The following is a 26,804-nucleotide window of genomic DNA, read 5'->3' on the forward strand; positions in this document are numbered from 1 at the left end:
CAAATTATTATCTATGTCGTGTTACCGAAATAGCGTCTTTAAGGTTTCTTTCTCTTAGCTGCCAAATCATGCGCAGTATCATAATAAGATCTCAAATTCATCCAGTCAAAAACATCAGAAATATTCTCAACGCGGTTACGCTGCATAATACGGTCGCGGCGCTGCATTTTTACGAATTTGAACAAAATGTCAGCCATTTGATCGGCGGCCTGGGCGTAAGTCTGGGATTTACGATTAATCACATAAATTCCGCGGTTTTCATAATCCCGCATAATCTGCATGATATAATCACCGAATCCTGACAAATCACTTGTTACTGTAGGAACACCTCGAACAACACATTCCAGCGGAGTATAACCCCAAGGCTCGTAATAACTTGGGAAAACGCCCAAGTGGCATCCACGTACAAATTGTCCGTAATCAAGTCCGAATAGAGGATTTGTTGAAGAAATGAAATCCGGGTGATAAACGATTTTCACGCGGTCGCGTTCATTGTTTACCAGATTTGCCTTTCTGCAGAAATCAGTAATTCCATCTTCTTCTTTCAAATCATGCGTAACGAAGGCAGGTAATTTATCTGTTTTCCAGGTTTGGATTGTGCGACGCAAACGCAGACGCCAGTACTCATCCACGAAATTGTTCAGATCAGGCATTTTATGATCAACGCCCGAAGCGGCTGCCAGGAAAAGTTTTTCTCCAACTTCCTTTTCAATCGCTGTACAGGTTTCCTGCAATTCGTTAAGTACCGCCCTCGACTGCAAAACATCCGGGTTTACAGAATAATAAGGCTGTTTAGTCACTATAAACATCACAACCGTCATGTCCATATTGGCCTGTACCATTTTGTAATTTAGCCGAGCTAATGCTTCCAAAGTCAAATCATAACCTTTGTTACTAAATTCGTAACGGCCGGATGTGAAAAAGTAAAGCGTTTTGTCAAGATCAAAAGAATAACTTGGAAAGAAATGACCCAAAACAAACTCGTGAATTCGCTCCTTGTATTTCAAGTGAAGATTCTGGAATTCGTGGACTGCCTGAAAACGAACCACGTTTAATCCATTTGGCGTAACCAGATCCGGCATTCTTCCTAAAAATACTTCGCATTCGCGTGCTGTTACATCACTAACCGTTGTCAAAACGTGTGCACTTAATGCCGCAAATCTTTCAATAGAAGCCTGGGTAACGATGTTGTAATTTCTGGCTTCCTGCTCCCAGTCGAAAAACGGAAGTTTACTGTAAAAACCTTCCACATTTTGTGCCAGATAACGGCCCAGCATGGTAGCATGCGTTGTAAAAGTTGTAGCGATTTTTACATTTTCTCTTTTCAGATCAGGAAGTCCGCTGCTGGCCATCCACTCGTGGAATTGTGCAGAAATATCCTCTCTTCGCGCATTTTCTTCTGCATATTCTTTTAGATAAATACGCACCAATTCACCAAAACATAAAGTCTGGTTTACCAAGGGTTCGGTATTGATGGTCGAAATGCGATTTTTTTCCCAGAGATTATACTTAATAGTGTCCAGCTCAGGATTGATACTCTCCAGATCAAAAAGCACGACCCGCGGCTTGCCCGTTACCAGCCAGAATCCGTAATGAACTGTATAACCCATTTCACGAAGCCTGCGCACTGTTTTACCTACATTGGTATCATCAAGATCTGTAATTTCTTCAAACTCGGACGATGCTTTCTTTTCAAAATAAGGCCCGAGTAAATAATAATTATCATCCCACTTCTCGACCATAGCCGGCACCTTGGTTCTGATAACGGTATAAATCCCACCGACCTGATTGCAAACCTCCCAGGCTATTTCAAAAAGGACGTTTTTTTTAGTTGTTTTTACAAATGGTTCCAATATGGGAGACAGGTTTAAAGCGTTATAGCGGTATGTTTTGGTGATTTTTTGGGACTTCGTCACAAAAAATCCTTGTAATTACACAATAAATATCCAGAAAAATTATTCACAATAGCAATAATACTGTGATGTTTATTTGCTGCTAAGACAAATTAAACAACTTCTCGGCTAACTTTGGTCTAAAATACGTTACTTTGATCGGATTAACATTTTGCATTCGTTATATAGTGAAAAAAATTCCAATTATTGCGTTTACCTTGCTGCTGACCATTTTTTTACTGGAAGGCTGTAAGGCTCAAAGCACAGAATTTGACGACATTTATCCTCCAAAACGGGAATTCAGGGCAGTTTGGATCGCGACGGTGGATAACATCGACTGGCCTAGCAGTAAAAATCTTGTGCCCGATGAACAGCGCAAAGAGTTTTCAAATCTTCTTGATTTTCATAAAAGAGCCGGAATGAACGCTGTTTTTGTACAGGTTCGGGCTGCTGGTGATGCTTTTTATGCAAAAAGTAATGAACCCTGGTCGGAATGGCTGACAGGTCAGCAGGGCCGTCGTCCGGATCCAATGTGGGATCCTATGGAATATATGATCAAGGAATCACACCGGCGTGGACTGGAATTTCATGCTTGGCTGAATTTAAATCGTCTCGTTCACAAATCGTCGACCAGCGTTTCTTCCGAGAATATCAGCCGTACGCATCCTGACTGGATTTTAAGTTATGACGGGTACAAATTATTCAACTTCGGAATTCCTGCCGTTCGTCAGTTTATTACCGAGATAGCCATAAACGTAGCAAAAAATTATGACGTGGATGGTATACACTTTGATGATTACTTTTATCCTTATGCAGTTGCAGGACAGGTTATAAACGATGAAGCCACTTTCAGACAATACGGACAGGGATTTTCTAATAAAAATGACTGGCGGAGAAATAATGTGGATTTGCTGGTAAAACAGATTCACGATGCCTTGATGGCGGTCAATCCCCGTATCAAATTCGGCATAAGTCCATGCGGAGTCTGGCGAAATAAAGGTACTGATTCGGAAGGTTCGCAAACATATGGAGCCTTGGCTTCCTATGACGATCTTTTTGCTGATAGCCGTAAGTGGGTTCGTGAAGGCTGGGTGGATTACATTGCGCCACAGGTTTATTTTTCTTCAAGATTCGGCAGAGTTCCATATAAAAATCTTGTGGACTGGTGGACAGAAAATTGTTATGGACGCCATTTTTATGTTGGCCTGGGTGCCTATCGTGTTGGGGGCAAGGAAAGGGATACACAATGGCAGAATCCGACAGAATTGCCGGGACAAGTTCGTTATTCCCGCGAAAACGAGGCGGAGGGAACTATCTTTTTTAGCTCTCGTTCACTCAAAAATAATAATTTAGGTTTTGTTGATTCTCTAAGAAATGATTTGTTCAGATATCCTGCACTTGTACCGACAATGAGCTGGAAAGATGCAATTCCACCTCTTACGCCAAAAAGTCTAAAGGCTACCTTATTGACAAATGGTCTGGAATTGTTCTGGGAAAAACCAGATCCCGCAACGGATGGAGAAACGGCTACTTATTATGTAATTTATCGTTTCAAACCGGATGAAAAGCCTTCGGCATATGACCCAAGGAAAATTCTGGGCATGGCATATGAAGGTGAAAAATTTGTGGATACGACCGTTCTGTCAGGAAATAAATATGTTTATTATATCACAGCAGTCGATCGTTTACATAACGAAGGACGTCCAATCGGCCCGCTAAAAGTGGAAGTTCTTGATCAGAAACTGCAACGGTTTTAATAAATATTCAGATCATATAGTGACTAATTTGATCCTGTTTATGTTCATAAATTTGAATAATTTCAGGAGGAGAAAATATAACAAGAAATGAGCCAAGCCATTCAATACGAATACCGTCCGGAATATCTTTCCATATCTGCTCCAAATAAATATAACTCCGAAACGCTTCGTACGGAGGAAATGGTGCTTAATATGGGGCCGCAACATCCTTCAACACACGGAGTTTTGCGCCTTGAAGTTGTGACGGATGGTGAAGTAGTGGTGGACGTTGTTCCTCATATTGGATATCTGCACCGTTGTTTTGAAAAGCATGCAGAATCTCTTCCATTCAATCAGATCATTCCCTACGTTGACCGGCTGGACTATGTAGCCGCCATGAATTCCGAACATGCTTATGTGATGGGCGTGGAAAGGATGCTGGGGATAGAAAATGATATTCCAAAAAGAATTGAATATATCCGCGTGGTGGTGGCGGAATTAAATCGCCTGGCGTCTCATTTCGTGGCCTTGGGAACTTACGCTATGGATATTGGTGCTTACACGCCGTTTTTGTGGATGATGCGTGATCGTGAACAGATTCTCCGGCTGCTGGAATGGACCTGTGGGGCAAGAATGCTTTACAATTATGTCTGGATCGGCGGACTTTTTTATGATTTGCCGGTTGGTTTCGAAGAACGTTGTTTGGAATTTGTTAATTACCTGAAACCAAAACTGGTTGAATTACAGCAACTGGTTGTTGACAATAAAATTTTTATTCAGCGTACTGCAAACGTCGGCGTGCTTCCTTTACCGGTTGCTATCAATTATGGTTGTACAGGTCCCATGCTTCGCGGTTCCGGATTGCGCTATGATTTGCGCCGTGTAGATGGTTATTCGGTATATCCTGAACTTGATTTTGATATCCCAATTGGTGAAGGAAAAATGGGTGCCGTTGGTGATTGCTGGGACAGAACCTGGGTACGTGTTGTTGAGTGCCGGGAATCTGTTAAAATAATTGAACAGAGTCTTGCGCAACTACTTGGCGATCATAAAAGAACACCATCTTTCGATCCGCAAGCGATGGTCCCTAAAAAAATTCGCCCGAAAGCCATGGATTTCTACGTTCGAGCAGAAAACCCAAAGGGAGAATTAGGATTTTTCTTCCGTACCGATGGGCGCTCGGATATTCCGGTGCGCTGCAAAGCCAGAGCTTGTTCTTTTAATAATCTTTCTGTGATTGGAGAATTGTCAAAAGGTGCATTGTTGGCAGACTTAGTTGCGATTATTGGTTCGATTGATGTGGTGATGGGTGAGGTTGATCGGTAATAATATTATTTCCTAATGTCAAAATCATTGATTAGAAATGGCTCCTTTGGAGCCTTTTGTTTATAGAAATGCCTTGAACTAATATATTTCCTGGCTCCATCTGAGCTTCCTGGAATTTCCAGGAAACTCCTACGGAGTGAAATTACTAATTCAAGATTCCAATGCTATAAACAGGGCGCTCCGATTTACCTAATGAAAGCCGGTTGAACATTATCACTTTCCTTTAAACGATAAAAGAGCAACCTTCCGGCCGCTCTTTTATCGTTTAATAACGTATTTGGAAAACCTTACGCTTCCTGTTCAACACCAACTAAATCATGTTTAGCAAGAAATTCAGCTATTTGAACTGTATTCGTAGCAGCTCCTTTACGAAGGTTATCCGCAACGATCCACAAGTTCAAAGTTTTTGGCTGAGACTCATCACGACGGATACGTCCTACAAAAGTTTCGTCTTTTCCATGTGCTGTTAACGGCATAGGGTATAGGGAATTTTTTGGATCGTCCTGAATGATAACCCCTTCTGCTTCGCTCAAAATCTTACGAACTTCATCCAAATCAAATTCATTTTCGAATTCAATATTAACAGCTTCGGAGTGACCGCCGATTGTTGGAATACGAACCGTTGTTGCTGTTACAGCAATGCTATCGTCTCCCATGATTTTCTTTGTCTCGTTTGTCATCTTCATTTCCTCTTTGGTATAACCATTGTCAAGGAACACGTCGATGTGTGGCAAAACATTTAAATCAATCGGGTGCGGATACACTTTTGAAACGCTGTGATCACCTGCACGTTCAGCAAAAAGCTGATCAACGGCTGCCTTTCCGGTACCAGTCACCGATTGGTATGTTGAAACAACAACACGTTTGATTTTATATTTTTGATGCAACGGATGCAAAACCACTACCATCTGAATGGTTGAACAGTTAGGATTCGCTATAATTTTATCTTCTTTCGTCAACGTAATCGCATTGATTTCTGGCACTACGAGTTTTTTCGTAGGGTCCATTCTCCACGCAGAAGAGTTGTCGATAACGGTAATTCCAGCCGCAGCAAATTTTGGCGCAAGCTCCAAAGAAGTACCACCTCCTGCCGAAAATATCGCGATTTCAGGCTTGGCTGCAATGGCATCCTCAAATCCGATTATCTTAATCTGTTTACCCTTGAATGTAATTTCCTTACCAACAGATCTTTCTGATGCAACGGCCAATAATTCCGTCACCGGGAAGTTACGCTCTTCGAGCACTTTGAGGATTTCGCCGCCTACCAAACCGGTAGCGCCTACTACTGCGATTTTCATTCTAAAACCAGGATTAATGTGATTTGTAAAATTGTCTGTAACTCAACAAATTCCGATAAAAATTGCCGTATTTGAAAAGTGGTGCAAATTTACGAGGATTTTAATAACAAATTGCGTTTTTATTGTACAAATGCTTTGAAGCTAAAATATTGAATTTTGATTTTTGAGAAATGAATTCGTTTATCCGGCAAATTATATGTCACCCCGTTGGGGTTTTGTGATATTCGGGGTCTCAATTTTCTATAATAATGTCATCCCTTCGGGATTATGGATACACGAATTGACGAATACTAAAATTGTATCAGGCAACTGAATTTCGAATTAAAGTTATATCAAAAAATCACCGGCATTTACCAAATATAACGTACCTGCCAAAAATGTTTCTCCAATTCACAATCCCGAAGGGATGACATTATTATAGAAACGAATGTTTCATGATTGCCCTAACCCGGAACGGGTGACATAACCTTTGCAAAATCTGTTTTTACTTCAAAACAAGCTCACTTAACATTCATTATAGCATACTAAAATTGCACAATTCCGAAAGGCGTAACGCAATAATTCATAGCCACATCAAACGCATCAAGATCAGTAATTTCTTCTTCTGCCTCAAAAAATGACAGCCCAATTTTAATAACATCAGGATTACATTGGATCAGAAACCGATCATAATATCCACCCCCATACCCAACCCGGAAACCTTTTTTGTCAAAAGCCAACAAGGGTATAAGCACAGCGTCAATTTCAATTGGTAAAACTTTGAGTGAAGTTTCGGCATCTGGCTCAGGAATATGCCATTGATTATTAATTAGTATCGTTTCGGGTGTTAACAGATAATGTTCCATTTCCTTCGTACCCGGGATGATTCTTGGAACAATGATTTTTATCTGATCGAAGTGGCTAAGGAAAGAAATAATCCGCCATGTATCAATTTCATTTTTACCTATTTGTGGTAGAAATATGTGTATTGTTTTTGCTGTACTGCTTTTGAAAAAAAATGTGAAATTCGTCAAAATAGCTTCATTTTTTTCTTCAATTTCGTTTTCAGAAAGCTCCTTTCTCTTTTTTAAAAACGCAGTACGCAAAAAGGATTTGTTCATAACGCAGGGCTGAAATTAATTGTGCGGGTTATTATTAAGCGTCAATATTAGAAAATTTATTGAGCGATCTTACACATTTTACAAGAAACCGGGTAGATGGGGTTTTCAGCCGCTTTTATAGGACAATAATACAGTTTAGGCATTACAAATTTTGAAAGAATGAATTATAAATTCAAACTAACTTAGCGTTCTGTTTCGCCTTTTCAGTCTATAATTGTACTTTCACAGTCGCATTTCAATATCTTTAACTTTCGAATAGTAAATAATAATCATGAGCAAAATTAAAGTTGCAAATCCCGTAGTAGAGTTGGACGGAGATGAGATGACTAGAATCATCTGGAAGTTTATTAAAGAAAAACTTATTTTACCATATTTGGACGTAGATATTAAGTACTACGATTTAGGTATTGAATATCGTGATGAAACCAACGATCAGGTTACGATCGATTCTGCTAATGCGATTAAAGAATTCGGTGTAGGTATCAAATGTGCTACCATTACACCTGACGAAGACCGCGTTAAGGAATTCAACCTGAAACAAATGTGGAAATCTCCAAACGGAACAATCCGTAATATTTTGGATGGAACTGTTTTCCGTGAGCCTATCGTGATGAGCAATGTACCTCGTTTGGTAACAAACTGGACTGCTCCTATCATCGTTGGACGTCACGCTTTTGGCGATCAATACAAAGCAACGGATTTCGTTGTGCCAGGAAAAGGAAAACTTACTGTTAAGTTTGAAGGTGAAGACGGACAGGTAATTGAGCACGAAGTGTACCAATTCCAGGGGCCGGGTGTTGCCATGGCGATGTACAACGTGGACGAGTCGATCCGTGGTTTTGCACGTTCTTGTTTCAATGTAGCAATGGGCAAAGGATGGCCTTTGTACCTTTCTACTAAAAACACCATTTTGAAAAAATACGATGGCCGTTTCAAAGATATTTTCCAGGAAATTTACGACACTGAATTTGCAGGAAAAGTACATTACGAGCACCGTCTGATTGATGACATGGTTGCTTCTGCGCTTAAATGGGAAGGTAACTTTGTTTGGGCTTGTAAAAATTATGACGGAGACGTTCAGTCGGATACCGTTGCACAAGGATTTGGATCTCTTGGTTTGATGACTTCTGTATTGTTGACTCCAGATGGAAATACTTTGGAAGCGGAGGCTGCACATGGAACGGTGACGCGTCACTACCGTGAGTACCAAAAAGGAAGACCAACTTCAACAAATCCAATTGCTTCCATCTTTGCATGGACACGTGGATTGGAATTCCGTGGTAAACTTGACGGAAACCAGCCATTGATCGATTTCTGCCAGACGCTTGAAAAAGTTTGTGTTGAAACGGTTGAAAGTGGAAAAATGACAAAGGATTTGGCTGTTTGTATTCACGGAAATAAAGTGAATCACGGAGAGCATTACCTTTATACTGAGGAATTCCTTGAAGCAATTAACGACAATTTGCAAGCTGCATTAGCCTAATTGTTTTTGAATATTAAAAAAGCTGCCGGTTCGTTACAGAGCTGGCAGCTTTTTTTGTAGATACTTATTGAAAATGTTACTTTAGGATATAGTTAGAAAATACTTAGATCTTTTCATTCCGGGCACGGATTTTATATTTTGAGCTAAATTTGATCCTTATTTAACCGAATTTTCAACTTGTTCAAAGCCTTAATACTAATTTTTTTCTTTCCTTTTTGCGGCATTTTGTGTTGTAGTGTCCACGCACAGGTAGTGGTTCCGGCACAAAATTCGTTGCGGGTAGAAACCAGTATTATTCCCGATACGGCAAAAGCAACCGAAGTTGAGGAAAAGGATATCATTGATGTTCTGGGGCAATTGAGGAGAAAAAGCAAGAGAACCATACCTGGAAAAAAGGAAATCAAAGCAGGTAAGATACTTTATTCCATGGTGCCAGCCATTGGGTATACCTTGTCGACAGGCGTCGTAGGATTGCTAAGCGCTAATGCAGCATTTTATTTGAGTGATACGGCTACAACCAACATTTCTACGGTCAGTACAGCCTTTATTTATTCCCAGTATAATCAGATTACCATCCCCGTTCAGCTGAATATCTGGACGAAGGACAATGGCTATAATTTTATTGCCGATTGGCGCTATTTCAAATATCCGCAAGACACTTACGGACTGGGTGGAAATAGTATTGTGGCCAATGCCGACAGAATTGATTATTCCCACGTCCGCCTGCATCAAACGATCCTTAAAAATATTACCGGAGCTTTTTATGCGGGAGTCGGGTATATGCTGGATTATCGCTGGAAAATTAAAGAACTTGGGACCAACGAAGATGTATCAGCTTATGGGCTCACGAACCGTTCTGTATCGTCCGGTCTGGTTGGAAATATTTTATACGATAGCAGAAAGAATTCTATTAATCCGAAAAACGGACTTTACGCCAATGCACGTTACCGGAATAATATGACATTTTTGGGAAGTAATACCAATTGGCAATCGCTGGTACTGGAATTCCGGAAGTATATTAACTTTCCAAAAGGCAGCAAGAATACACTGGCACTTTGGGATTTTAACTGGCTTACCCTTGCTGGAAAACCTCCTTATCTTGATTTACCAAGTACGAGCTGGGACCCATCAAACAATACCGGACGTGGATATATTCAGGGACGGTTCCGCAGTCCGAATATGGTTTATTTTGAATCCGAATATCGCTTTGCATTGACTCAAAACGGGCTTTTAGGTGGCGTAGTATTTGGAAATGCACAAAGCTTTTCCAATTGGCCGGGTAAAAAGTTTGATAAAATAGCGCCCGGTGCAGGTTTTGGTATTCGTGTAAAAGTTAATAAAACTTCCAGGACCAATATCGCCATAGATTATGGATTTGGAGTAAATGGTTCGCGGGGATTATTTGTAAATTTGGGAGAGGTTTTTTAAAATGATGTGTTATCAATTTATTTTGATAACCACGAAATTAGAAAAGAATGATTGCTTCCATTGAAATACAGAATTTTCGTAATCTTAGAAATCTTACTATTGATTCGTTAAGCCGTGTTAATTTAATTATTGGAAAAAATAATACCGGCAAAACTAATTTCCTTGAATCGATAAATTTCTATTCTTCTCAGAACGAATTTCTTCCCGAAGAAAAACTTGTTGTTGATGATCTTGCTCCAAATCTTTTGACAGAAGATGAAATTTTATTTTCTCCAAATGTTAAATTCATTGGAACACATTCCAGTATTCAGAGTTTTTTAAGACAAAATACCTTTGATATTTTTTCGGATTTTATTCGGGAAAGAGCACTAAGATGTCTTAAAATAATGGACGACCGGATCATGGAAATTGATTTTGTGGCTGATAATTTAAAAAATCCGATTGCTACTTTTAAAAGCGGTAGAAATGTTGCGCTCCTACGCATGGGAAACGGCGTACACCGTATTCTGACTATTTTACTGGCATTAAGTACCAGTGAAAATGGAATTGTGCTGATTGATGAAATTGAAAATGGATTACATTATTCGGTGCATGAAGCGTTGTGGGGCATGATTTTTGAAATTTCAGAACGCTTAAACGTTCAGGTTTTTGCAACGACACAAAGTATGGATACCATCCGGGCTTTTGGAGAAATTGTTAATCAAAATGAAAATATGCCCTTGAACGGCATACTTATCAAACTTGAAAATATTGATAATACTATTGAATCGTTATCTTTTGATTCAGAAGAGTTAAAAGTCATTACTCAAAATTCGATTGAAGTTCGGAGATAGCCAATTGGTTAATAGCTATTGTTTTAGTTCCGAAAATCGTATTTGACATACTTAAATAAGTCAGGCATTAATTCTTTTTTTTCTTTAAGACCTCCTATTTCTTCAACTCTTCCAAAAAACCCGTAACTTTGCGGGCAATTTGTTGATATTGACCTGCGACAGGTTCAAATCTCAAATGGAATATTTTCATTTAACTTAATTTTTGTTGCAATGTCCGCAGTAGCAGAGCAAACCCAGGTGCTGGCCGACCGTATCAACGCCCTCGAAGAATCTTCGACGCTGGCGATGACCAAAATGGCCCGTGAATTGGCTGCCCAAGGCCACAAAGTGATTAGTCTGAGCGTGGGAGAGCCAGATTTCAAAACGCCCGCATTCATTTGTGAGGCTGCCAAGAAGGCAATTGACGATGGATTTCATGGATATTCGCCGGTAGCAGGTTACCCTGATCTACGTAAGGCGATTGCTGATAAGCTTAAGCGCGACAATAATATAGATTGGAAACCTGAAAATATCGTGGTTTCTACGGGAGCTAAACATTCTCTGGCCAACGTGATCCAGGTATTGGTTAATCCAGGTGATGAGGTACTTATCTTCGCTCCTTACTGGGTTAGTTACTCTGAAATGGTGAAACTGGCGGAAGGAAAATCAGTGATCGTGGAAGGTGCTTTTGACAATGGTTTCAAAGTTACTGCTGCCCAATTGGAAGCTGCTATCACGCCTCGTACGAAAGTGGTAATGTATGCATCTCCAAATAACCCAACCGGTGCTGTTTATTCAGAAGCTGAGTTGAGAGAAATTGGTGCAGTTTTGGAAAAACATGAAGGAGTTTATGTTTTGGCTGACGAAATCTACGAATATATCAACTTCACAGAAGAAGGACATTTCAGCATGGGGTCAATTCCCGCTTTGAAAGACCGCGTGATTACCGTGAATGGAGTAGCAAAAGGATTCGCTATGACAGGATGGAGAATCGGGTTTATAGGCGCTGCAAAATGGATCGCTGACGGTGTTGAAAAATTACAGGGTCAAGTTACTTCCGGAACCAATTCAATCGCTCAGAAAGCGGCTGTGGCTGCATTTAACGGTCCTTTGGATGCAACAATAGAAATGACAAAAGCATACGCCCGTCGTCGTGATCTTGTTGTTGGTTTGTTAAAAGAAATTCCTGGTTTCAAAGTAAATGTTCCTGACGGAGCCTTCTACGCTTTCCCGGATGTAAGTTATTACTTCGGAAAATCGGATGGAACGAATCTTATCAAGGATTCTGACGATTTTGCAAACTGGTTATTGAACAATTCTTACGTTTCTACGGTAGCCGGTTCTGGTTTTGGTGCACCAAATTGTATCAGGATTTCAACAGCGGCGGCTGATGAATCATTGGCAGAAGCTGTACAAAGAATTAAAGATGCAGTTGCAACCTTGAAATAATATAGAATAAATTTATTGCCGGGCCTCATGGACTTTCAACACCATGAGGCTTTTTCTTTTGAAAAGCGAATTACATTTATCAATTTCTTGTTGAAAGTATAACAATACCATAAATTCTGAAATAACAAAAGCCGACTGCTGATAGCCGAAAGCTGACCGCCAATTCATCATGAGCAAATATTATTTTTTAAAGGTTAAAGAAATAGAAAAAGAAACGGAAGATGCATCAACAATCCATTTTTGGCATCCGCTGAATGAAGTAGTCGCTTACCGTCCGGGACAATTTATTACGCTGTTATTACCCGATGGAGACAAGAAAGTACGCCGATCTTATTCTATGTCGAGCTCGCCATATACAGATGTTTCGCTGGCAATCACGATCAAACGTGTTCCTGGTGGGTTTGCTTCCAATTATTTACTGGACACCATAAAAGTTGATGACGTGCTGGAAGCCATGGAACCCATGGGAATATTTTTTCCAAAACAGGAAGATGACCAGACGCGTCAGGTGGTCTTTATCGGTGCGGGAAGCGGTATAACACCATTATTCTCGATTGCCAAATCCATTCTGATGGTTGAGCAGGAAAGTGAAGTTGTACTAATCTACGGAAGTCGGACAGAATCAAGTATCATTTTCAAGGAAAAAATCAGCTTTCTTCAGGAGAAATATAAGGAGCGGTTTAAGGTGATTTATACGCTAAGCCAGCCGGAAGAAAGCTGGGAAGGTGAAAGAGGTCGTTTGAACAAAAGTCATATCTTGAAAATCATGGAAGGTTTGCCGGATTTAAAGATCAATGAAGCAGAATTTTTCCTATGCGGACCGGAAGATATGATGGAAGAGGCAAACCGCGCCTTGGCTATCAGAGGTGTTGCTTTGAATAAAATAAGACAGGAAAGTTTCTTAACTGCCACCGCGGCTAAACCCGGAGAGGTAACTTTGGAAGAAACCGACGATTCGCCTAAAACGCATGAGATCACACTTTTCTATGAAGGCGCAGAATATAAGGTTCCGGTAAAACCCTATGAAACGATTTTAGAAGCTGCGATGAATATGGATATTGATCTTCCGTATTCTTGTCAGGCAGGAATGTGTACGGCTTGCATGGGTAGATGCGTTTCCGGAAAAGTGGCGTTGGATGAGGAAGATGCGTTATCAGAAGCAGAATTAAAAGAAGGTTTTATTTTAACCTGTGTGGCACATCCAATGAGCGATGATGTGGTGATTGAGGTAGAATAATTTCTAAAAAAAGTTTCAAAGCAGTGCTATACAAAAGGATATTGACGCTCCTTGCGTATAGCGCTGCTTTTTTGCAGGCAAATCAAGGTAACTTTGCGTTTTATTTAACTAAACAAACATTATCAAAACGATACGATGGAAATAGGAATTGATAGTTTCGCGGCCATGTTCAGTGGCGATTCAGTAACTGCCATTGATGATGTGGATGCAATGGCTCAGTTACTGGAAAGAATAGAACATGCCGATCGTTTTGGCCTTGATATATTTGGAATCGGCGAACATCATCGCAAAGGATTTCTTGATTCTGCGCCTTCGATGATACTGGCCGCGGCTGCTTCGCGGACCAAGAAAATTCGATTGACAAGTGCCGTAACTGTGTTAAGCGCTGCGGATCCGGTTCGGGTGTTTCAGAATTTTGCGACACTGGATCTGATTTCTCAGGGAAGAGCGGAAATGGTTGTGGGGCGCGGTTCCTTTACAGATGCATTTCCATTGTTTGGGTTGAACCTCCAAGATTATGATAAGTTGTTTTCTGAAAAACTGGATTTGTTACTCAAAATCCGGGATAATGAATTTATTACCTGGTCTGGGAAATTCCGTCCAGCGTTACAAAATCAGCCTGTTTACCCAAGACCATTACAAGAAAAAATACCGATCTGGTTAGGTGTAGGTGGTACTCCTGAATCTTTTGTCCGTGCCGGTGTATTGGGTTTGCCGTTAATGGTAGCCGTTATCGGTGGAGAAACGCATCGTTTCCGTCCCTTGGTTGATTTGTATAGAGAAGCAGGAAAAAGAGCTGGTTTCAAGCCGGAAGAATTACAAGTTGGTTTGCATTCTCTTGGGTATGTAGGAAACACAACGGAAGAGGCGATAGAAGAATTCTTTCCAGGATATTCGGAATCCTTTACCAAAATAGGAAAAGAGCGCGGATGGCCCCCGATGACAAGAGCTCGTTTTGAATCTCAAATGGGGCCCGAAGGAGCTTTACTGGTAGGCGGACCAGAAGAAGTTGCGGCCAAAATACTTCGTCATAGTGAAGCACTTGGTGGTATTTCACGGCTTACATTTCAAATGGACAATGCCGGATTAACGCATGAAAAACTTTTGAAATCAATTGAATTAATAGGTCAAAAAGTTTCTCCGATTATCAATAAATAGTAGGACTGAAATACATTTAAAGCCGTTTAATGGATTCATTTTCATTAAACGGCTTTATATTTTAGATCAGCTATTTTCTTGCTGGTGCTGGTGGAGCAGACGGTGCTTTCGCAGGAGCGGCCGGGGCCGGAGGCGCTGCTATGGCAGGTTTTGATTTCATTTTTGGTGCTTTTGGAGGATGTGGTGGTCTTGTAGGGGCAGGAATTAATTTTTCTATCTCCCTTGATTCTATCTCCATCTTTTCCTTGTATTCGTCCGTTTTCCGTTTTATTTCCTCCATCTCGTTTTCAACCTTTCTGTACGGTTCCTCTGCTTTTAATGCTTCTTTGCGGGAGCTGCTTATTTCTGCATTAAGCTTAGTAATTGTCTCCTCTTGAACTTTAATTTGCTGTTCAAAATCAGATAATTGTTTTTCAATTTCCGACTCGCTTAATTTAGTTTTAGCATTTTTGGTTTCCGGGTGAAATATCGCTGAACGCTTTTCCATCAGCTCCTGCCGAATTTCATTAGCGTGTTCCTTTTTCCATTCCAGCTTTTCCTGATCTCTCTGGAAATGGTCAACTTCAAACTGAGACTTTTCTATTTCCAGTTGTAGCTCTTCTATCCTTCTATGCAAAGGCTCCATTTCTTTTTGCATAGCCTCAACTTTCAGGTGGATTTCATTCATTTTATTTCTTGCTGAATCGCTCAAAAACGGCAACTCCGATTCATCAAAATATTCATTAATATCGATGTTTTCATCTATTTCCGGAACCTCTACTTCCATTTCAGATTCAATAGCTACAAAATCACCGTTTTCACCTCTGGCAGAAAATACTTTGGAGGGTTTTGCTGCAAACTGATGCGTTTTTGCTTTCACCTTTTTCTTTTTTAAAGTATCCTGTCCAACAGCATAAAGAGAAACGCCGATCAATGCAGCAATAAAAAACATCGTAACCGGCAAGCCCCCAAATATCCTGGCCGACTTGGGAGCAACGCCCAAAACGCGTTTTACACGTTGTAATAACAAAGGTTTTTTAGATGCAAAAGCCATAGCAAGGGAATGATTAGTTTTAAATTCTGCAATGCCAACCAGGGCGTGCGCTAACGAAAGGCGATCGCCACACGCTTCAATCGCAAGATCATCACAGCAATGTTCACGCTCGGTACGAACACGCTCCGATAGCCACCAAAGTGCCGGATGGAAAAAGAAAACCACTTCAACAAACGATTGGAGTATATTGACTAAATAATCATGACGACGGATATGTGCCAGTTCATGCGCCAAAATGGCTTCGATTTGTGCTGTTGGAAAACCTAATAATAACCCGATTGGAATTAATACCACAGGCTGTAAAGTTCCGATCACCATCGGTGTGAGAATCTTCGAAGATTCTTTCAGTTCTATCGATTGATATACTTTCAGTTTCGCTGTCAAAACACCGAACCTTGCTCTCCATTCTTTATTCATGACCAGGCGTGAATTGTGACGAAGATATTCCGTGTAAATCCATCCGCCCAGAAATCTCACCACTAAAACGGCTGCTCCGATAAGCCAGCAAATAACAAGTTCCTGGATATGTGTAGAGAGCCAAAGCTGAACTTTTGAAGTCATTGAAAGATCATAAGTTAATGTTTTCCAGTCTGCTACGTTGTGGGCAGTGTTTTTAAATGCGGTACTTAAAACTTTGGGAGTTGTATTAAAGTAATAATAAAGAAATGTAACAATTGAAGAAATGACCTGAGAAGAAAGAGCCAGAATTCCTACATTGTAACGTGTTGCAGCTGGACTTTTTCTGAATAAATAAAGACCAATACCGGCAACCAGTACCAGAAGAGATCCTTGCCATAAGGAATGAACGAGCATCCATCCAAACGAGGAAATAAGCGTGTCAGAGAATAAGTTGAAAAACGATTTCATGGCTATTTTTTGTTTTCGAGGTTGTTTAACAATTCACGAATTTCATCTAATTCTTCTTTGGACGTGGAATGATTGCCCAAAGCCTGCATCACTAAACGGGCAGCGGAGCCACGAAAAGTTGATTCAACAAAACGTCCTAATAAATTCTGTTGTGTTTCTTCTTCGTCCAATAACGCTACGTAAATGTGCGAGCGCCCGCTTTCAGTTCGGTACAAAACACCTTTGTCATGCATGATCTGCATCAGTTTAAGCGTTGTTGTGTAACCTGTGTCTTTGGATGCGGAAAGGAAATCATGAACTTGCCTCACAGTAGAAGGGCCTTCTTTCCATAGGTAATTCAAAATTTCGAGTTCAGATTCTGTTGGTTTTATAATCATGGCTAATAAAATTTTATTAAATTGATTTCTAATACGTAAGACGAATTGTTTTGCCTACGAATAAGTTCGTAACAAATGTCTACGAAAAGATTCGTATTTGCAATACTCTATTACGATTATTTTCGTACTTACCTTGAAAAAGATCCATTTCTATTTGCAATAACCTGATTTACAGATAAATAAAAATGCCAGTAGAAATTTTCTACTGGCATTTTTTAGTATTTTAACAAAAAATAAGATAAACGAATATCTAAATTTGAATGATTTTGATCCTAAACGTATGTATTCAACATAACAGGCATCACAAGCATCAATATATCTTCATTTGCTTCCTGATCAACCGGAATGATCAGACCGGCACGATTCGGTGCAGAAAGTTCAAATGTGATCGTTTTGCTGGATAAATTTCCAAGTACTTCAATGAGGAATTTCGCGTTGAATCCTATTTCCATATCGTCTCCATTGTATTCGCACATCAAACGTTCGTTTGCTTCGTTTGAATAATCCAGATCTTCCGCAGAAATTACAAGATCATTCAAGGACATTTTCAAGCGAACCTGGTGTGTTGTACGGTTTGAATAAATAGATATACGACGCAATGAGCTCAGAATTTCCATCCGGCCAATTGTCAAAGTATTCGGATTGTTTGTTGGAATTGCGTTTTCGTAATCCGGGAAGCGTTCATCGATCAAACGACAGATCATGCGGATATTTCCAAAACTGAAAAATGCGTTTGACGCAGTAAATTCAGCTTTTACCGGAACATCGTCGGAAGGCAGACAAGATTTAAGCAAGTTCAAAGCCTTGCGCTGAATGATCATCGATGTATCAACATCCGATTTGATATCAGAACGACGGTAACGCACTAGACGGTGACCGTCAGTTGCTACAAATGTTGCATTTTCAACACCCATTTGAACAAAAACCCCTGTCATAGCGGGTCTAAGATCATCTGTACTGGTTGCAAACAAGGTATTGGCAATGGCGGCTCCCAAAGCGGAAGAAGACAGATCAACTGATTGTCCACGGTTTACAGATGGCGTTTTTGGGAAATCAATCGGGTTTTCACCAGACAATTTGTAACGACCATTGTCCGAGATAATCTCTGTTCCAAAAGTTTCGCTGTTAACCTGAAGCGTGATAGGCTGCTCAGGAAGTCCGCGCAATGTGTCCAGCAAAAGTTTTGCAGGAACGGCGATGGCGCCTTTTTCGGTAGATTCTACTTCGATTTCAGTAATCATAACCGTCTGTAAATCAGATGCAGTAACGGTTAGGCGATTACCTTCAAGAGAAAGTAAAAAATTTTCTAATATAGGTACGATAGGGTTCGTTGAAACGACACCATTAATTGCAGACAGTTGCTTGAGCAGTACCGATGACGAAACGACAAACTTCATAATTCGTGACGGAAGTGTTTAAATAAAAAATATAAAAAACCAGGCAGATCTGGAAATCTGTCTGGTAGGGAACAAAAGTAAGAAAAAAAATGTACTCCGCCGCTTTATTATTATGCGAATTTACGCTTGCGGATATAGTAGCGGATTGCTCCAAAAATACCAAGTAGAACCAATGGCAAAAGCAAGTTCAGTGCCTGCCAGAATTTCTTGTCTTTATGCACCGCAATCTTATCCAAAGCCCGGATACTGATCTGTTTGTTTCGTGAGTTAATGATTCCGTTTTCGTCTGTCATATAATCCAGCGCGTGCATAACGAAATCTTTATTTCCAAAAATATTGGTGGAAGCACGGTCATAACCTAATGGAAGCGGCGTATTTCTGCGGTAATCAAAATCATTCACTACAACGTCTCCATCAGCGCAAATAATAATTTTCCCCTGCCCTGTTGATTTAAAAGTTTTGGAACGCGGATCGTTTGGCAAAATCCTGTTTTCAAAAAGCGAGTTAAACGAACCTTCCAAAAGGACTGCTGCGAGTTTAACGCCACCTTTGTATTCAGAAGGATCCGGCTGCTGACGTGCTTCATTATAGCCTACCAAAGCGGGGGTATTAACCAGATTTGTATAAGGCGAAGTCATCAGAAGCGGAGTTTTCTGAATGCCCGGCGCACCTCCTACGGTATCCAGAGAACTTAGAAACCGGGAATAAACGGCATCCGTATTTCTGGTAATCGGGCTTGGTCCAAAATTATTCAATAAGGGAAAAAACCGCCATGGAACCGCTTTGATCTCAGGTTTATCTCCCATATTTCCAACGTTCATTGGAATCGTTGCGCTGTTTAAATCCTTTACGAGATTATTGTTGATCCTTACTCCCCAACGAAAAAAGAGATCATTAAGATTTAAATCAAGCGGTTGTACATAATTTCCTTCCAGACTTACACTATCCACTTTGGCACCATCAACAAAAAAAAGTGCTTTCCCTCCTCCGATGACATATTGATCCAGTTTGTATTTTTCTTCCTCGGAAAACGGAACATCAGGCTTTAAAATCATTAACGCATCCAGTCCTTCATACGTTTCAGGATCGTTTACGACCATAAATACGTCATAACTTTGCTGCATCGTCGCAATCAGATCGCTAAGCCGTGCCGGCGGAAGTTTTTGTGTATGATTTACAAGTAAGCCAACTTTCTTTTTGGCAGGATTATCAAGCACACGAATCGCAGACGCAAGCTGAAATTCAACATTTTCGTAAGATTGATTCAACTGCTCTTCCGGAGAACTGCTTTTATTTCCTTTCAAAAGCTGAACCGGAATGGCAAGCGTATCAGCCTGAACGATGGCGCCAGGGAAAATTAGTTTTTCTGTGCGTTTTCCATCTTCGTTAGCGAAAAGATTCGTCGGCGTTAAGCCGCGATCGACCAGGTTTTGATATTGTTTTTTTCGGTCGTCTTCACTCGGTGCGTCAGAAGGATCTGAAAATTGAAATGATAAATGTCCGTTGGAATAAGTTTTAAATTCTTCAAGTGTTTCGCGGGTAGCACTTTCCAGGCGCTCAAAACCAGGAGGAAATTCGCCGGAAAGATAAACGTTGACTGCCACGTCTTTGTCTAAATTGCTAAGTAGCTGTTTGGTAGCGTCGGAAATGGTATACCGTTTATCTTCTGTCAAATCCCAGCGGAAAAAGAACAGGGAGGCCAGCCAGTTAATTCCGGCCAGGATAATCAATACAAATAATAACCTGAAAATTGTTTTTTTCATGAAGCAGTAACGCCCGTTTTTCAGCAAAAATATAAAAACTATACGGAGTTATTGCGGCAGGCGGTTATTTCTTGTATTTACAGCTTTTGTTATCAGCGGATTGATAGTATGATTTGTAGTTGGAAGCCTTCGGATCCATACAGCCTTGCAGGTTCAGTATTTCAATATCTTTAAAATCAATCGGGTGACTTTCGGCCTGCAAAGCGATATAACCGCTCGATAACGGCGTACCATCTTTTTTGATCCATTCTTCGGCATTACTGAAATGTCCGGCTTTAAAATCATGGTCTTTGCCTACATAACCACCACCGATTTTAGGTTTGGTAAATGTAAAAACAACGTCTCCGTTAATAATATGGTGAACAATTGAATCTCCAAGAACAATTGCTTCAGCAGAAACCCACTGATCGCCATCATAAGTTTTGGAAGTTGAATTGATACAATGGGCCTGATCGATTTTTCCATTAACCTCCACAATGGTTCCTGGCGTGCAAAGATTTCCTGTTGTGCGTTCTCCAGCATTTAATCCTCCTAAATATTGCATTTCCAGAGAAACAGGGAAATCCTGGTCAAGTCCTAAACTAGCGGCAGATTGGGAATGCAACATAATTCCACTGTTACGGACATTCCAGGACGCACCGCCCGGAACCTGATTTCCGGTGAAACGATATTTTAAACGTAGGCGGTAGTGAGAATATGGCATGTTATAGTAGATGTGCCCATATTCTGTGCTGAAAGTTTTGTATTCTTTATAATTAACCCGGATCATGCCGTCTTCGACGATGAAGGTGTTTTTATAATTGTCATTGACCTTATGTCCTGCAATTTTAATATCCCAGTTTTTCAGATCTTTCCCGTTGAATAATGCCTGCCATTCTTCTTTATCAGAGTTATTTTGGGCGAAGGTGGTGTAGGAAAGTAATAAAAGTATTGCAATGAGTTTATCGCGAAAAGTCATGTCCAAATTGATTTTTAGAGAAAAGGGGTGGTGAGAACTTTAATACTTATTTTCTAGCCACGAATACACGAATTTTCACTAATTGGGCACGAATATTATTTTTGACAGGTTTTATTTAATTTGATTTTGAATAGAATTAATGCGAAAAGCCAGATTAGCCAGAAATGTATTATCCGTCAACATTAGTGAAAATTCGTGCATTCGTGGCAAGAGAAAAGCAGTGGTATTCAAAACCAATCTTTAACATTTAGGAAAAAAGAGACATTTTCCAATGACCGTATTTTAATAAAATATCGACATTTATTAGGGTAACATTATCAATTTTTCTAGCCACGAATACACGAATTTTCACTAATTGGGCACGAATATTATTTTTGAGAGGTTTTATTTAATTTGATTTTGAATAGAATTAATGCGAAAAGCCAGATTAGCCAGAAATGTATTATCCGTCAACATTAGTGAAAATTCGTGCATTCGTGGCAAGAGAAAAGCAGTTGTATTCAAAACCAATCTTTAATATTTAGGAAAAAAGAGACATTTTCCGATGACCGTATTTTAATAAAATATCGACATTTATTATGGTAACATTATCAATTTTTCTGCCGCGAATACACGAATTTTCACTGATTGAGCGCGAATGTTATTTTTGACAGGTTTTATTTAATTTGATTTTGAATAGAATTAATGCGAAAAGCCAGATTAACCAGAAATGTATTATCCGTCAACATTAGTAAAAATTCGTGCATTCGTGGCAAGAGAAAAGCAGTGGTGTTCAAAATCATTCTTTAATATTTAGGAAAAAAGAGACATTTTCCAATGACCGTATTTTAATAAAATATCGACATTTATTGTGGTAACATTATCAATTTTTCTAGCCACGAATACACGAATTTTCACTAATTGGGCACGAATATTATTTTTGAGAGGTTTTATTTAATTTGATTTTGAATAGAATTAATGCGAAAGGCCAGATTAGCCAGAAATGTATCATCCGTCAACATTAGTGAAAATTCGTGGCAAGAGAAAAGCAGTGGTATTCAAGACCAATCTTTAACATTTAGGAAAAAAGAGACATTTTCCAATGACCGTATTTTAATAAAATATCGACATTTATTGTGGTAACATTATCAATTTTTCTAGCCACGAAGACACGAATTTTCACTAATTGGGCACGAATATTATTTTTGACAGGTTTTATTTAATTTGATTTTGAATAGAATTAATGTGAAAAGCCAGATTAACCAGAAATGCATCATCCGTCAACATTAGTGAAAATTCGTGCATTCGTGGCAAGAGAAAAGCAGTGGTATTCAAGACCAATCTTTAACATTTAGGAAAAAAGAGACATTTTCCAATGACCGTATTTTAATAAAATATCGACATTTATTATGGTAAAATTATCAATTTTTCTGCCGCGAATACACGAATTTTCACTGATTGAGCGCGAATATTATTTTTGACAGGTTTTATTTAATTTGATTTCGAATAGAATTAATGCGAAAAGCCAGATTAGCCAGAAATGTATCATCCGGCAACATTAGTGAAAATTCGTGCATTCGTGGCAAGAGAAAAGCAGTGGTATTCAAAACCAATCTTTAACATTTAGGAAAAAAGAGACATTTTCCAATGACCGTATTTTAATAAAATATCGACATTTATTATGGTAACATTATCAATTTTTCCGGCCACGAATACACGAATTTTCACTAATTGGGCACGAATATTATTTTCGACAGGGTTTATTTTTTTAATTTTGACTAGTTTAATGCAATTCGGATAATAGGATTGTTCTGAGATGTTTCATCCTTCAATATTAGTGAAAATTCGTGCATTCGTGGCAAGCACAAATAAGAGGCGATTCAAAAAACCAATCTTTTATATTCAAGTTTTCCCCGGCCAAAGTTGACCAGAAGACCAAGTTTATTACCTGAAACTTTCAAATAATTAATGGTTTGGGCGGTATGTTCATCTGTAAGCACAGAGACACATTTAACTTCCAGAATTATTTTTTCAAATACAACCAGATCAGCCCAAAATTTATGGGCTAGCATGATTCCTTGAAAATATACAGGATATTCTTTTTCACGCAAATATGGAATTCTATACCGTTTAAATAAAATTTCCAGAGCATCCTTATATACAATCTCTGAAAATCCATGTCCAAGCTCATTGTGAACTTCCATGCATCTACCTATGATTTCATAGGATTCTTCTTTATAAATAATGTTCATTAGTGTGTGTTATATTAGCCAGGAAATTTAACTCCTGGCCAGGTAAAAAGATTCTAGGTTTTACCTCCTCTGACGTTTCGGTTTTGGTTCTGATGAAGCAGGTTTCTTTTTGCCATCCGAAGATTTTCTTTCTCTTCCAGAATCACGTGAGGAAGATCCACGAGAACTTCTCCCACTTTTTTCATCAAACCCACCACTATTCCTCGACCGGATCGAAGACGTTGTATTGCCTGCCAAATACAAATCCATACTCCTACGCGCCAGATTGGTGTCTTTTACCTGCACTTTTACTGCATCTCCAAACGTGTAAATCTTTTTGGTACGCTGGCCGATCAAACGGTAATTGTCTTTATCATGTTCGTAATAATCGTCTCCTAAGTCGTTCATCCTGACCAGGCCTTCCGAAGCAGTTTCTGTTATTTCGACAAAAATCCCGAATTCTGTGACACCGGTGATGATACCATCAAAAACACGATCCTTATCCATCGTGCTCATGAATTCCACTTGCTTATACTTTATCGAAGCACGTTCAGCATCAGAAGCCATCTTTTCACGTTCCGAAGAATGTTTACAAGCGTTTTCGTACAAATCACCGTTCACAGATTCTCCGCCATTCAGGTAATGCTGCAACAAACGATGCGACATCACATCCGGATATCTACGGATAGGAGACGTAAAATGCGTGTACCGCTTAAAAGCTAATCCAAAGTGCCCCAAATCTTCAATACTGTATCTTGCTTTCGCCATAGTTCTCACAGCCAAAGATTCAATCAGGTTTTGCTCCGGTTTGCCTTCGACTTCATGAAGCATACTGTTCATGGATTTCGCAATTTTCTTCTCGTCGTCCACTTCCAGTTTATGGCCCAATTTGGCAACAAACGAAGCAAATGTCTTCAAACGATCGGGATCCGGTGCTTCGTGGACACGATAGACCATCGTATTTTTCACTGGTCCTTTGGAAAGTGAATAGACAAATTCTGCCACACGTTTATTCGCCAAAAGCATAAATTCTTCAATCAGCTTATGTGAATCGTGGCGTTCTTTTTGATAAACACCTAATGGTTTTCCATTTTCATCCAGACGAAAACGAACTTCGGCAGTTTCGAAATTGATTGCTCCATTTTTAAAACGCTCTTTCCGAAGTATTTTCGCGATGCTGTTTAGCATCGTCAATTCATTTGGATAATCTCCTTCTTTGGTATCCAAAACAGTCTGCGCTTCTTCATATGAATAGCGGCGTTCCGAGTGAATAACCGTTCTTCCAAACCATTCCTTCAAAATTTTACCTTTCGGGCTCAATTCGAAAATGGCAGAAAAGGCTAGTCTATCCTCATTTGGACGAAGTGAACAAAGATTATTGGATAATTTTTCAGGAAGCATTGGAACGGTACGATCTACCAGATATACCGAAGTCGCACGACGGTTTGCTTCTTTTTCAAGCTCCGTGCCCGGACGTACATAATGCGATACGTCGGCGATATGTACACCAACTTCCACATTTCCTTCATCCAGATAACGCACCGAAAGTGCATCATCAAAATCTTTTGCATCAGCCGGGTCAATTGTAAAAGTTAACGTCGCACGCATGTCGCGGCGTTTCAAAATTTCTTCTTTTGGAATAACATCCGGAATTCTCTGCGCTTCTTTTTCGACGGCTTCCGGGAATTCGTATGGCAGGCCAAATTCAGCCAGGATCGCGTGCATTTCTACATCATTCTCACCTGCTTGTCCCAAAACATGTAAAACTTCACCTTCGGGCTGACGTGTTCTTGTCGGCCAGGTAGTCATTTTCAATATAACTTTATCATGATTTGAAGCACCATGAAGTTGTTCCGGTTCGATGAAAATCGGATCAAATAATTTTTTATGATCAGGTTGAACCACAGCATATTTCGGCCATACTTCAATAATCCCGACTATTTCTTTTTGTGATCTTTCTACGATTTCAACAACACGGCCTTCCACTCTGGTTTTCCCGGAATCTCCACGGCTCGATTGTTGTCTTCTTCCTGATTTGGAAAGAATCTGAACCTTCACGATATCACCATCCCAGGCACCATTGAGCAATTCAGTTTCAACATATATATCATCCTCGCGACCTTCAATGATCACAAAAGCAAAACCTTTGTTCACACGATCGACGCGGCCGATAAGACCAGGATCCACTTGTGGTTTGTTTGGAGCGGCGGAAAATGTTCCGTCGACATTCGAACGAATCTGGCCGGATTCCTGAAGTTCGTGAAGGATTTCATTGAAAAGTGCGCGTACTTTCCTGTCTTCCACACCAAAATGTGCGTGTACGTCAAAAGGACGAAACGAATGTTCACTATTCAGGTCGAAAAAAGCCGCAATATCTGCTTTCAGATTGTCAATATAGGACACAATATTATGCGGCGCATTAACTGTTTTGTTCTCTTTAAATTCTTTATTTGGTTTTTTGTCTCTCATGAAATTTTATGAGTAATTGTTGATTAAGAAAGGTGGGATAATCGTCTTGTTAAGCTAATCAATTTATCCCACTCTTGTAATATTATCGGCTCGTACGGGCTGAAAACTATGCATTTTCAAATATAATTGCGCCAATACGACCACGTCTTCTCTGCAATATCGGCAAATTTTTTCGAGATCGTTCGCCTCGTAATAAACGCGCGTAACCTGATCTCCGCTCATTTCATTTTTGCTACCCGGTATATCAAAAACTGCTGCCAGCAAATCCAGAGAAGTATAACTCTTGTAATCGCCGAATTTCCAAAGATCCATCGTATCCTGATGCAGAATTTCCCAGGGCTTTTTACCCGTGATCTGTAACGCCTTAGGAATTTCAATACCCAGGATCAGCATGCGTCGACAAAGAAACGGAAAATCAAATTCCCTGCCATTATGGGCACAAAGAACAAGCTGTTCTGCCGGATATTTTTCTATAAGTGCTTTAAATTCAAGGAGAAGTTTAACCTCATCGTCGCCAGAGAAGCTGCGGACTTTGAAGGCCATTTCATTGTTTTCATCCCAATAAAAAGCACCAAAAGCGATGCAAATGATCTTACCAAATTCTGCGTAAATGGCGCCCCGATCATAGAAAATTTCTGCGTTCGTAAGCGTGTCGTCTCCTTTTCTGAGCGTTATTGCTTTCTTGTCCCATAGCTTTTGCATTCGTTCAGGGAGCTCCTCATAAGAAGCATGACCCGCTACGGTTTCGATGTCCAGAAGGAGAAAGTTTTTTGATTTGCGGCGAAATTCATCTGTCATAGTGTGTGGTTAA

General features: G+C 39.9%; 19 protein-coding genes. 8 read left to right on the forward strand and 11 right to left on the reverse strand.

Annotation, left to right across the window (positions count from 1 at the left end; translation table 11 throughout):
• Nucleotides 1–38 precede the first annotated feature (38 nt).
• Nucleotides 39–1,853 carry a glycosyltransferase gene (locus tag FZF08_RS25270; RefSeq protein ID WP_159475619.1) on the reverse strand — a complete coding sequence of 605 codons (1,815 nt, stop codon included), beginning with the start codon at nucleotides 1,851–1,853 and terminating at the stop codon, nucleotides 39–41.
• 227 nt (nucleotides 1,854–2,080) lie between these two features.
• Between FZF08_RS25270 and FZF08_RS25275 the strand changes: the two genes are divergently transcribed.
• A complete protein-coding gene (locus FZF08_RS25275) occupies nucleotides 2,081–3,649 on the forward strand; it encodes a glycoside hydrolase family 10 protein (RefSeq protein ID WP_229216694.1) in 1,569 nt (522 codons plus the stop codon).
• An 87-nt stretch (nucleotides 3,650–3,736) separates the two neighbouring features.
• Complete coding sequence (locus FZF08_RS25280; protein WP_159475350.1) at nucleotides 3,737–4,954, forward strand: NADH-quinone oxidoreductase subunit D; 1,218 nt, start codon at nucleotides 3,737–3,739, stop codon at nucleotides 4,952–4,954.
• A gap of 287 nt (nucleotides 4,955–5,241) precedes the next feature.
• On the opposite strand, the gene FZF08_RS25285 is transcribed toward FZF08_RS25280, so the two are convergent.
• The gene (locus tag FZF08_RS25285; protein ID WP_159475353.1) at nucleotides 5,242–6,252 is read right to left on the reverse strand and encodes an aspartate-semialdehyde dehydrogenase; all 1,011 of its coding nucleotides are present in this window, start codon (nucleotides 6,250–6,252) and stop codon (nucleotides 5,242–5,244) included.
• 524 nt (nucleotides 6,253–6,776) lie between these two features.
• Nucleotides 6,777–7,352 (reverse strand): 5-formyltetrahydrofolate cyclo-ligase, encoded by a 576-nt coding sequence (locus tag FZF08_RS25290; RefSeq protein WP_159475356.1) that lies wholly within the window; start codon nucleotides 7,350–7,352, stop codon nucleotides 6,777–6,779.
• Between the two features lie 271 nt (nucleotides 7,353–7,623).
• Here FZF08_RS25290 and FZF08_RS25295 point away from each other — a divergent pair, with 271 nt between their 5' ends.
• From FZF08_RS25295 to FZF08_RS25320, 6 genes are all read left to right on the forward strand, one after another.
• On the forward strand, nucleotides 7,624–8,835 hold the full coding sequence (locus FZF08_RS25295) for an NADP-dependent isocitrate dehydrogenase (RefSeq protein ID WP_159475359.1): 1,212 nt from the start codon (nucleotides 7,624–7,626) through the stop codon (nucleotides 8,833–8,835).
• 177 nt (nucleotides 8,836–9,012) lie between these two features.
• Nucleotides 9,013–10,263, forward strand: coding sequence for a hypothetical protein (locus tag FZF08_RS25300; protein WP_159475362.1), 1,251 nt, complete (start codon nucleotides 9,013–9,015; stop codon nucleotides 10,261–10,263).
• A 47-nt stretch (nucleotides 10,264–10,310) separates the two neighbouring features.
• The gene (locus tag FZF08_RS25305; RefSeq protein ID WP_159475365.1) at nucleotides 10,311–11,096 is read left to right on the forward strand and encodes an ATP/GTP-binding protein; all 786 of its coding nucleotides are present in this window, start codon (nucleotides 10,311–10,313) and stop codon (nucleotides 11,094–11,096) included.
• Nucleotides 11,097–11,306: 210 nt separating this feature from the next.
• Nucleotides 11,307–12,524 (forward strand): pyridoxal phosphate-dependent aminotransferase, encoded by a 1,218-nt coding sequence (locus tag FZF08_RS25310; protein WP_159475368.1) that lies wholly within the window; start codon nucleotides 11,307–11,309, stop codon nucleotides 12,522–12,524.
• Between the two features lie 169 nt (nucleotides 12,525–12,693).
• Nucleotides 12,694–13,761 (forward strand): ferredoxin--NADP reductase, encoded by a 1,068-nt coding sequence (locus FZF08_RS25315; protein WP_159475371.1) that lies wholly within the window; start codon nucleotides 12,694–12,696, stop codon nucleotides 13,759–13,761.
• Nucleotides 13,762–13,896: 135 nt separating this feature from the next.
• Entirely contained in the window at nucleotides 13,897–14,919 is a 1,023-nt protein-coding gene (locus tag FZF08_RS25320) for an LLM class flavin-dependent oxidoreductase (RefSeq protein WP_159475374.1), read from the forward strand.
• A 70-nt stretch (nucleotides 14,920–14,989) separates the two neighbouring features.
• On the opposite strand, the gene FZF08_RS25325 is transcribed toward FZF08_RS25320, so the two are convergent.
• From FZF08_RS25325 to FZF08_RS25360, 8 genes are all read right to left on the reverse strand, one after another.
• On the reverse strand, nucleotides 14,990–16,819 hold the full coding sequence (locus FZF08_RS25325; protein WP_159475377.1) for a M56 family metallopeptidase: 1,830 nt from the start codon (nucleotides 16,817–16,819) through the stop codon (nucleotides 14,990–14,992).
• A gap of 2 nt (nucleotides 16,820–16,821) precedes the next feature.
• The gene (locus tag FZF08_RS25330; RefSeq protein WP_159475380.1) at nucleotides 16,822–17,196 is read right to left on the reverse strand and encodes a BlaI/MecI/CopY family transcriptional regulator; all 375 of its coding nucleotides are present in this window, start codon (nucleotides 17,194–17,196) and stop codon (nucleotides 16,822–16,824) included.
• Between the two features lie 272 nt (nucleotides 17,197–17,468).
• A complete protein-coding gene (dnaN, locus tag FZF08_RS25335) occupies nucleotides 17,469–18,593 on the reverse strand; it encodes a DNA polymerase III subunit beta (RefSeq protein ID WP_137341177.1) in 1,125 nt (374 codons plus the stop codon).
• A 110-nt stretch (nucleotides 18,594–18,703) separates the two neighbouring features.
• The gene (gene gldG, locus FZF08_RS25340) at nucleotides 18,704–20,356 is read right to left on the reverse strand and encodes a gliding motility-associated ABC transporter substrate-binding protein GldG (RefSeq protein WP_159475383.1); all 1,653 of its coding nucleotides are present in this window, start codon (nucleotides 20,354–20,356) and stop codon (nucleotides 18,704–18,706) included.
• Between the two features lie 64 nt (nucleotides 20,357–20,420).
• Complete coding sequence (locus FZF08_RS25345) at nucleotides 20,421–21,314, reverse strand: DUF1080 domain-containing protein (protein WP_159475386.1); 894 nt, start codon at nucleotides 21,312–21,314, stop codon at nucleotides 20,421–20,423.
• 1,859 nt (nucleotides 21,315–23,173) lie between these two features.
• Nucleotides 23,174–23,545: a GxxExxY protein gene (locus FZF08_RS25350; protein ID WP_159475389.1), complete on the reverse strand. Its 372-nt coding sequence runs from the start codon at nucleotides 23,543–23,545 to the stop codon at nucleotides 23,174–23,176.
• Nucleotides 23,546–23,605: 60 nt separating this feature from the next.
• Nucleotides 23,606–25,993: a ribonuclease R gene (rnr, locus tag FZF08_RS25355; protein ID WP_159475392.1), complete on the reverse strand. Its 2,388-nt coding sequence runs from the start codon at nucleotides 25,991–25,993 to the stop codon at nucleotides 23,606–23,608.
• A 63-nt stretch (nucleotides 25,994–26,056) separates the two neighbouring features.
• Nucleotides 26,057–26,791 carry a 3'-5' exonuclease gene (locus FZF08_RS25360; RefSeq protein ID WP_159475395.1) on the reverse strand — a complete coding sequence of 245 codons (735 nt, stop codon included), beginning with the start codon at nucleotides 26,789–26,791 and terminating at the stop codon, nucleotides 26,057–26,059.
• Nucleotides 26,792–26,804: the final 13 nt, after the last annotated feature.

Source organism: Dyadobacter sp. 3J3 (assembly GCF_009801115.1).
In the GTDB taxonomy this organism is placed as follows: domain Bacteria; phylum Bacteroidota; class Bacteroidia; order Cytophagales; family Spirosomataceae; genus Dyadobacter.

Coding starts and splice junctions, on each gene's coding strand:
- FZF08_RS25280 (WP_159475350.1), top strand. CDS start 3,737: ATGAGCCAAGCCATTCAATACGAATACCGTCCGGAATATCTTTCCATA.
- FZF08_RS25285 (WP_159475353.1), bottom strand. CDS start 6,252: ATGAAAATCGCAGTAGTAGGCGCTACCGGTTTGGTAGGCGGCGAAATC.
- FZF08_RS25290 (WP_159475356.1), bottom strand. CDS start 7,352: ATGAACAAATCCTTTTTGCGTACTGCGTTTTTAAAAAAGAGAAAGGAG.
- FZF08_RS25295 (WP_159475359.1), top strand. CDS start 7,624: ATGAGCAAAATTAAAGTTGCAAATCCCGTAGTAGAGTTGGACGGAGAT.
- FZF08_RS25305 (WP_159475365.1), top strand. CDS start 10,311: ATGATTGCTTCCATTGAAATACAGAATTTTCGTAATCTTAGAAATCTT.
- FZF08_RS25310 (WP_159475368.1), top strand. CDS start 11,307: ATGTCCGCAGTAGCAGAGCAAACCCAGGTGCTGGCCGACCGTATCAAC.
- FZF08_RS25315 (WP_159475371.1), top strand. CDS start 12,694: ATGAGCAAATATTATTTTTTAAAGGTTAAAGAAATAGAAAAAGAAACG.
- FZF08_RS25320 (WP_159475374.1), top strand. CDS start 13,897: ATGGAAATAGGAATTGATAGTTTCGCGGCCATGTTCAGTGGCGATTCA.
- FZF08_RS25325 (WP_159475377.1), bottom strand. CDS start 16,819: ATGAAATCGTTTTTCAACTTATTCTCTGACACGCTTATTTCCTCGTTT.
- FZF08_RS25330 (WP_159475380.1), bottom strand. CDS start 17,196: ATGATTATAAAACCAACAGAATCTGAACTCGAAATTTTGAATTACCTA.
- dnaN (WP_137341177.1), bottom strand. CDS start 18,593: ATGAAGTTTGTCGTTTCGTCATCGGTACTGCTCAAGCAACTGTCTGCA.
- gldG (WP_159475383.1), bottom strand. CDS start 20,356: ATGAAAAAAACAATTTTCAGGTTATTATTTGTATTGATTATCCTGGCC.
- FZF08_RS25345 (WP_159475386.1), bottom strand. CDS start 21,314: ATGACTTTTCGCGATAAACTCATTGCAATACTTTTATTACTTTCCTAC.
- FZF08_RS25350 (WP_159475389.1), bottom strand. CDS start 23,545: ATGAACATTATTTATAAAGAAGAATCCTATGAAATCATAGGTAGATGC.
- rnr (WP_159475392.1), bottom strand. CDS start 25,993: ATGAGAGACAAAAAACCAAATAAAGAATTTAAAGAGAACAAAACAGTT.
- FZF08_RS25360 (WP_159475395.1), bottom strand. CDS start 26,791: ATGACAGATGAATTTCGCCGCAAATCAAAAAACTTTCTCCTTCTGGAC.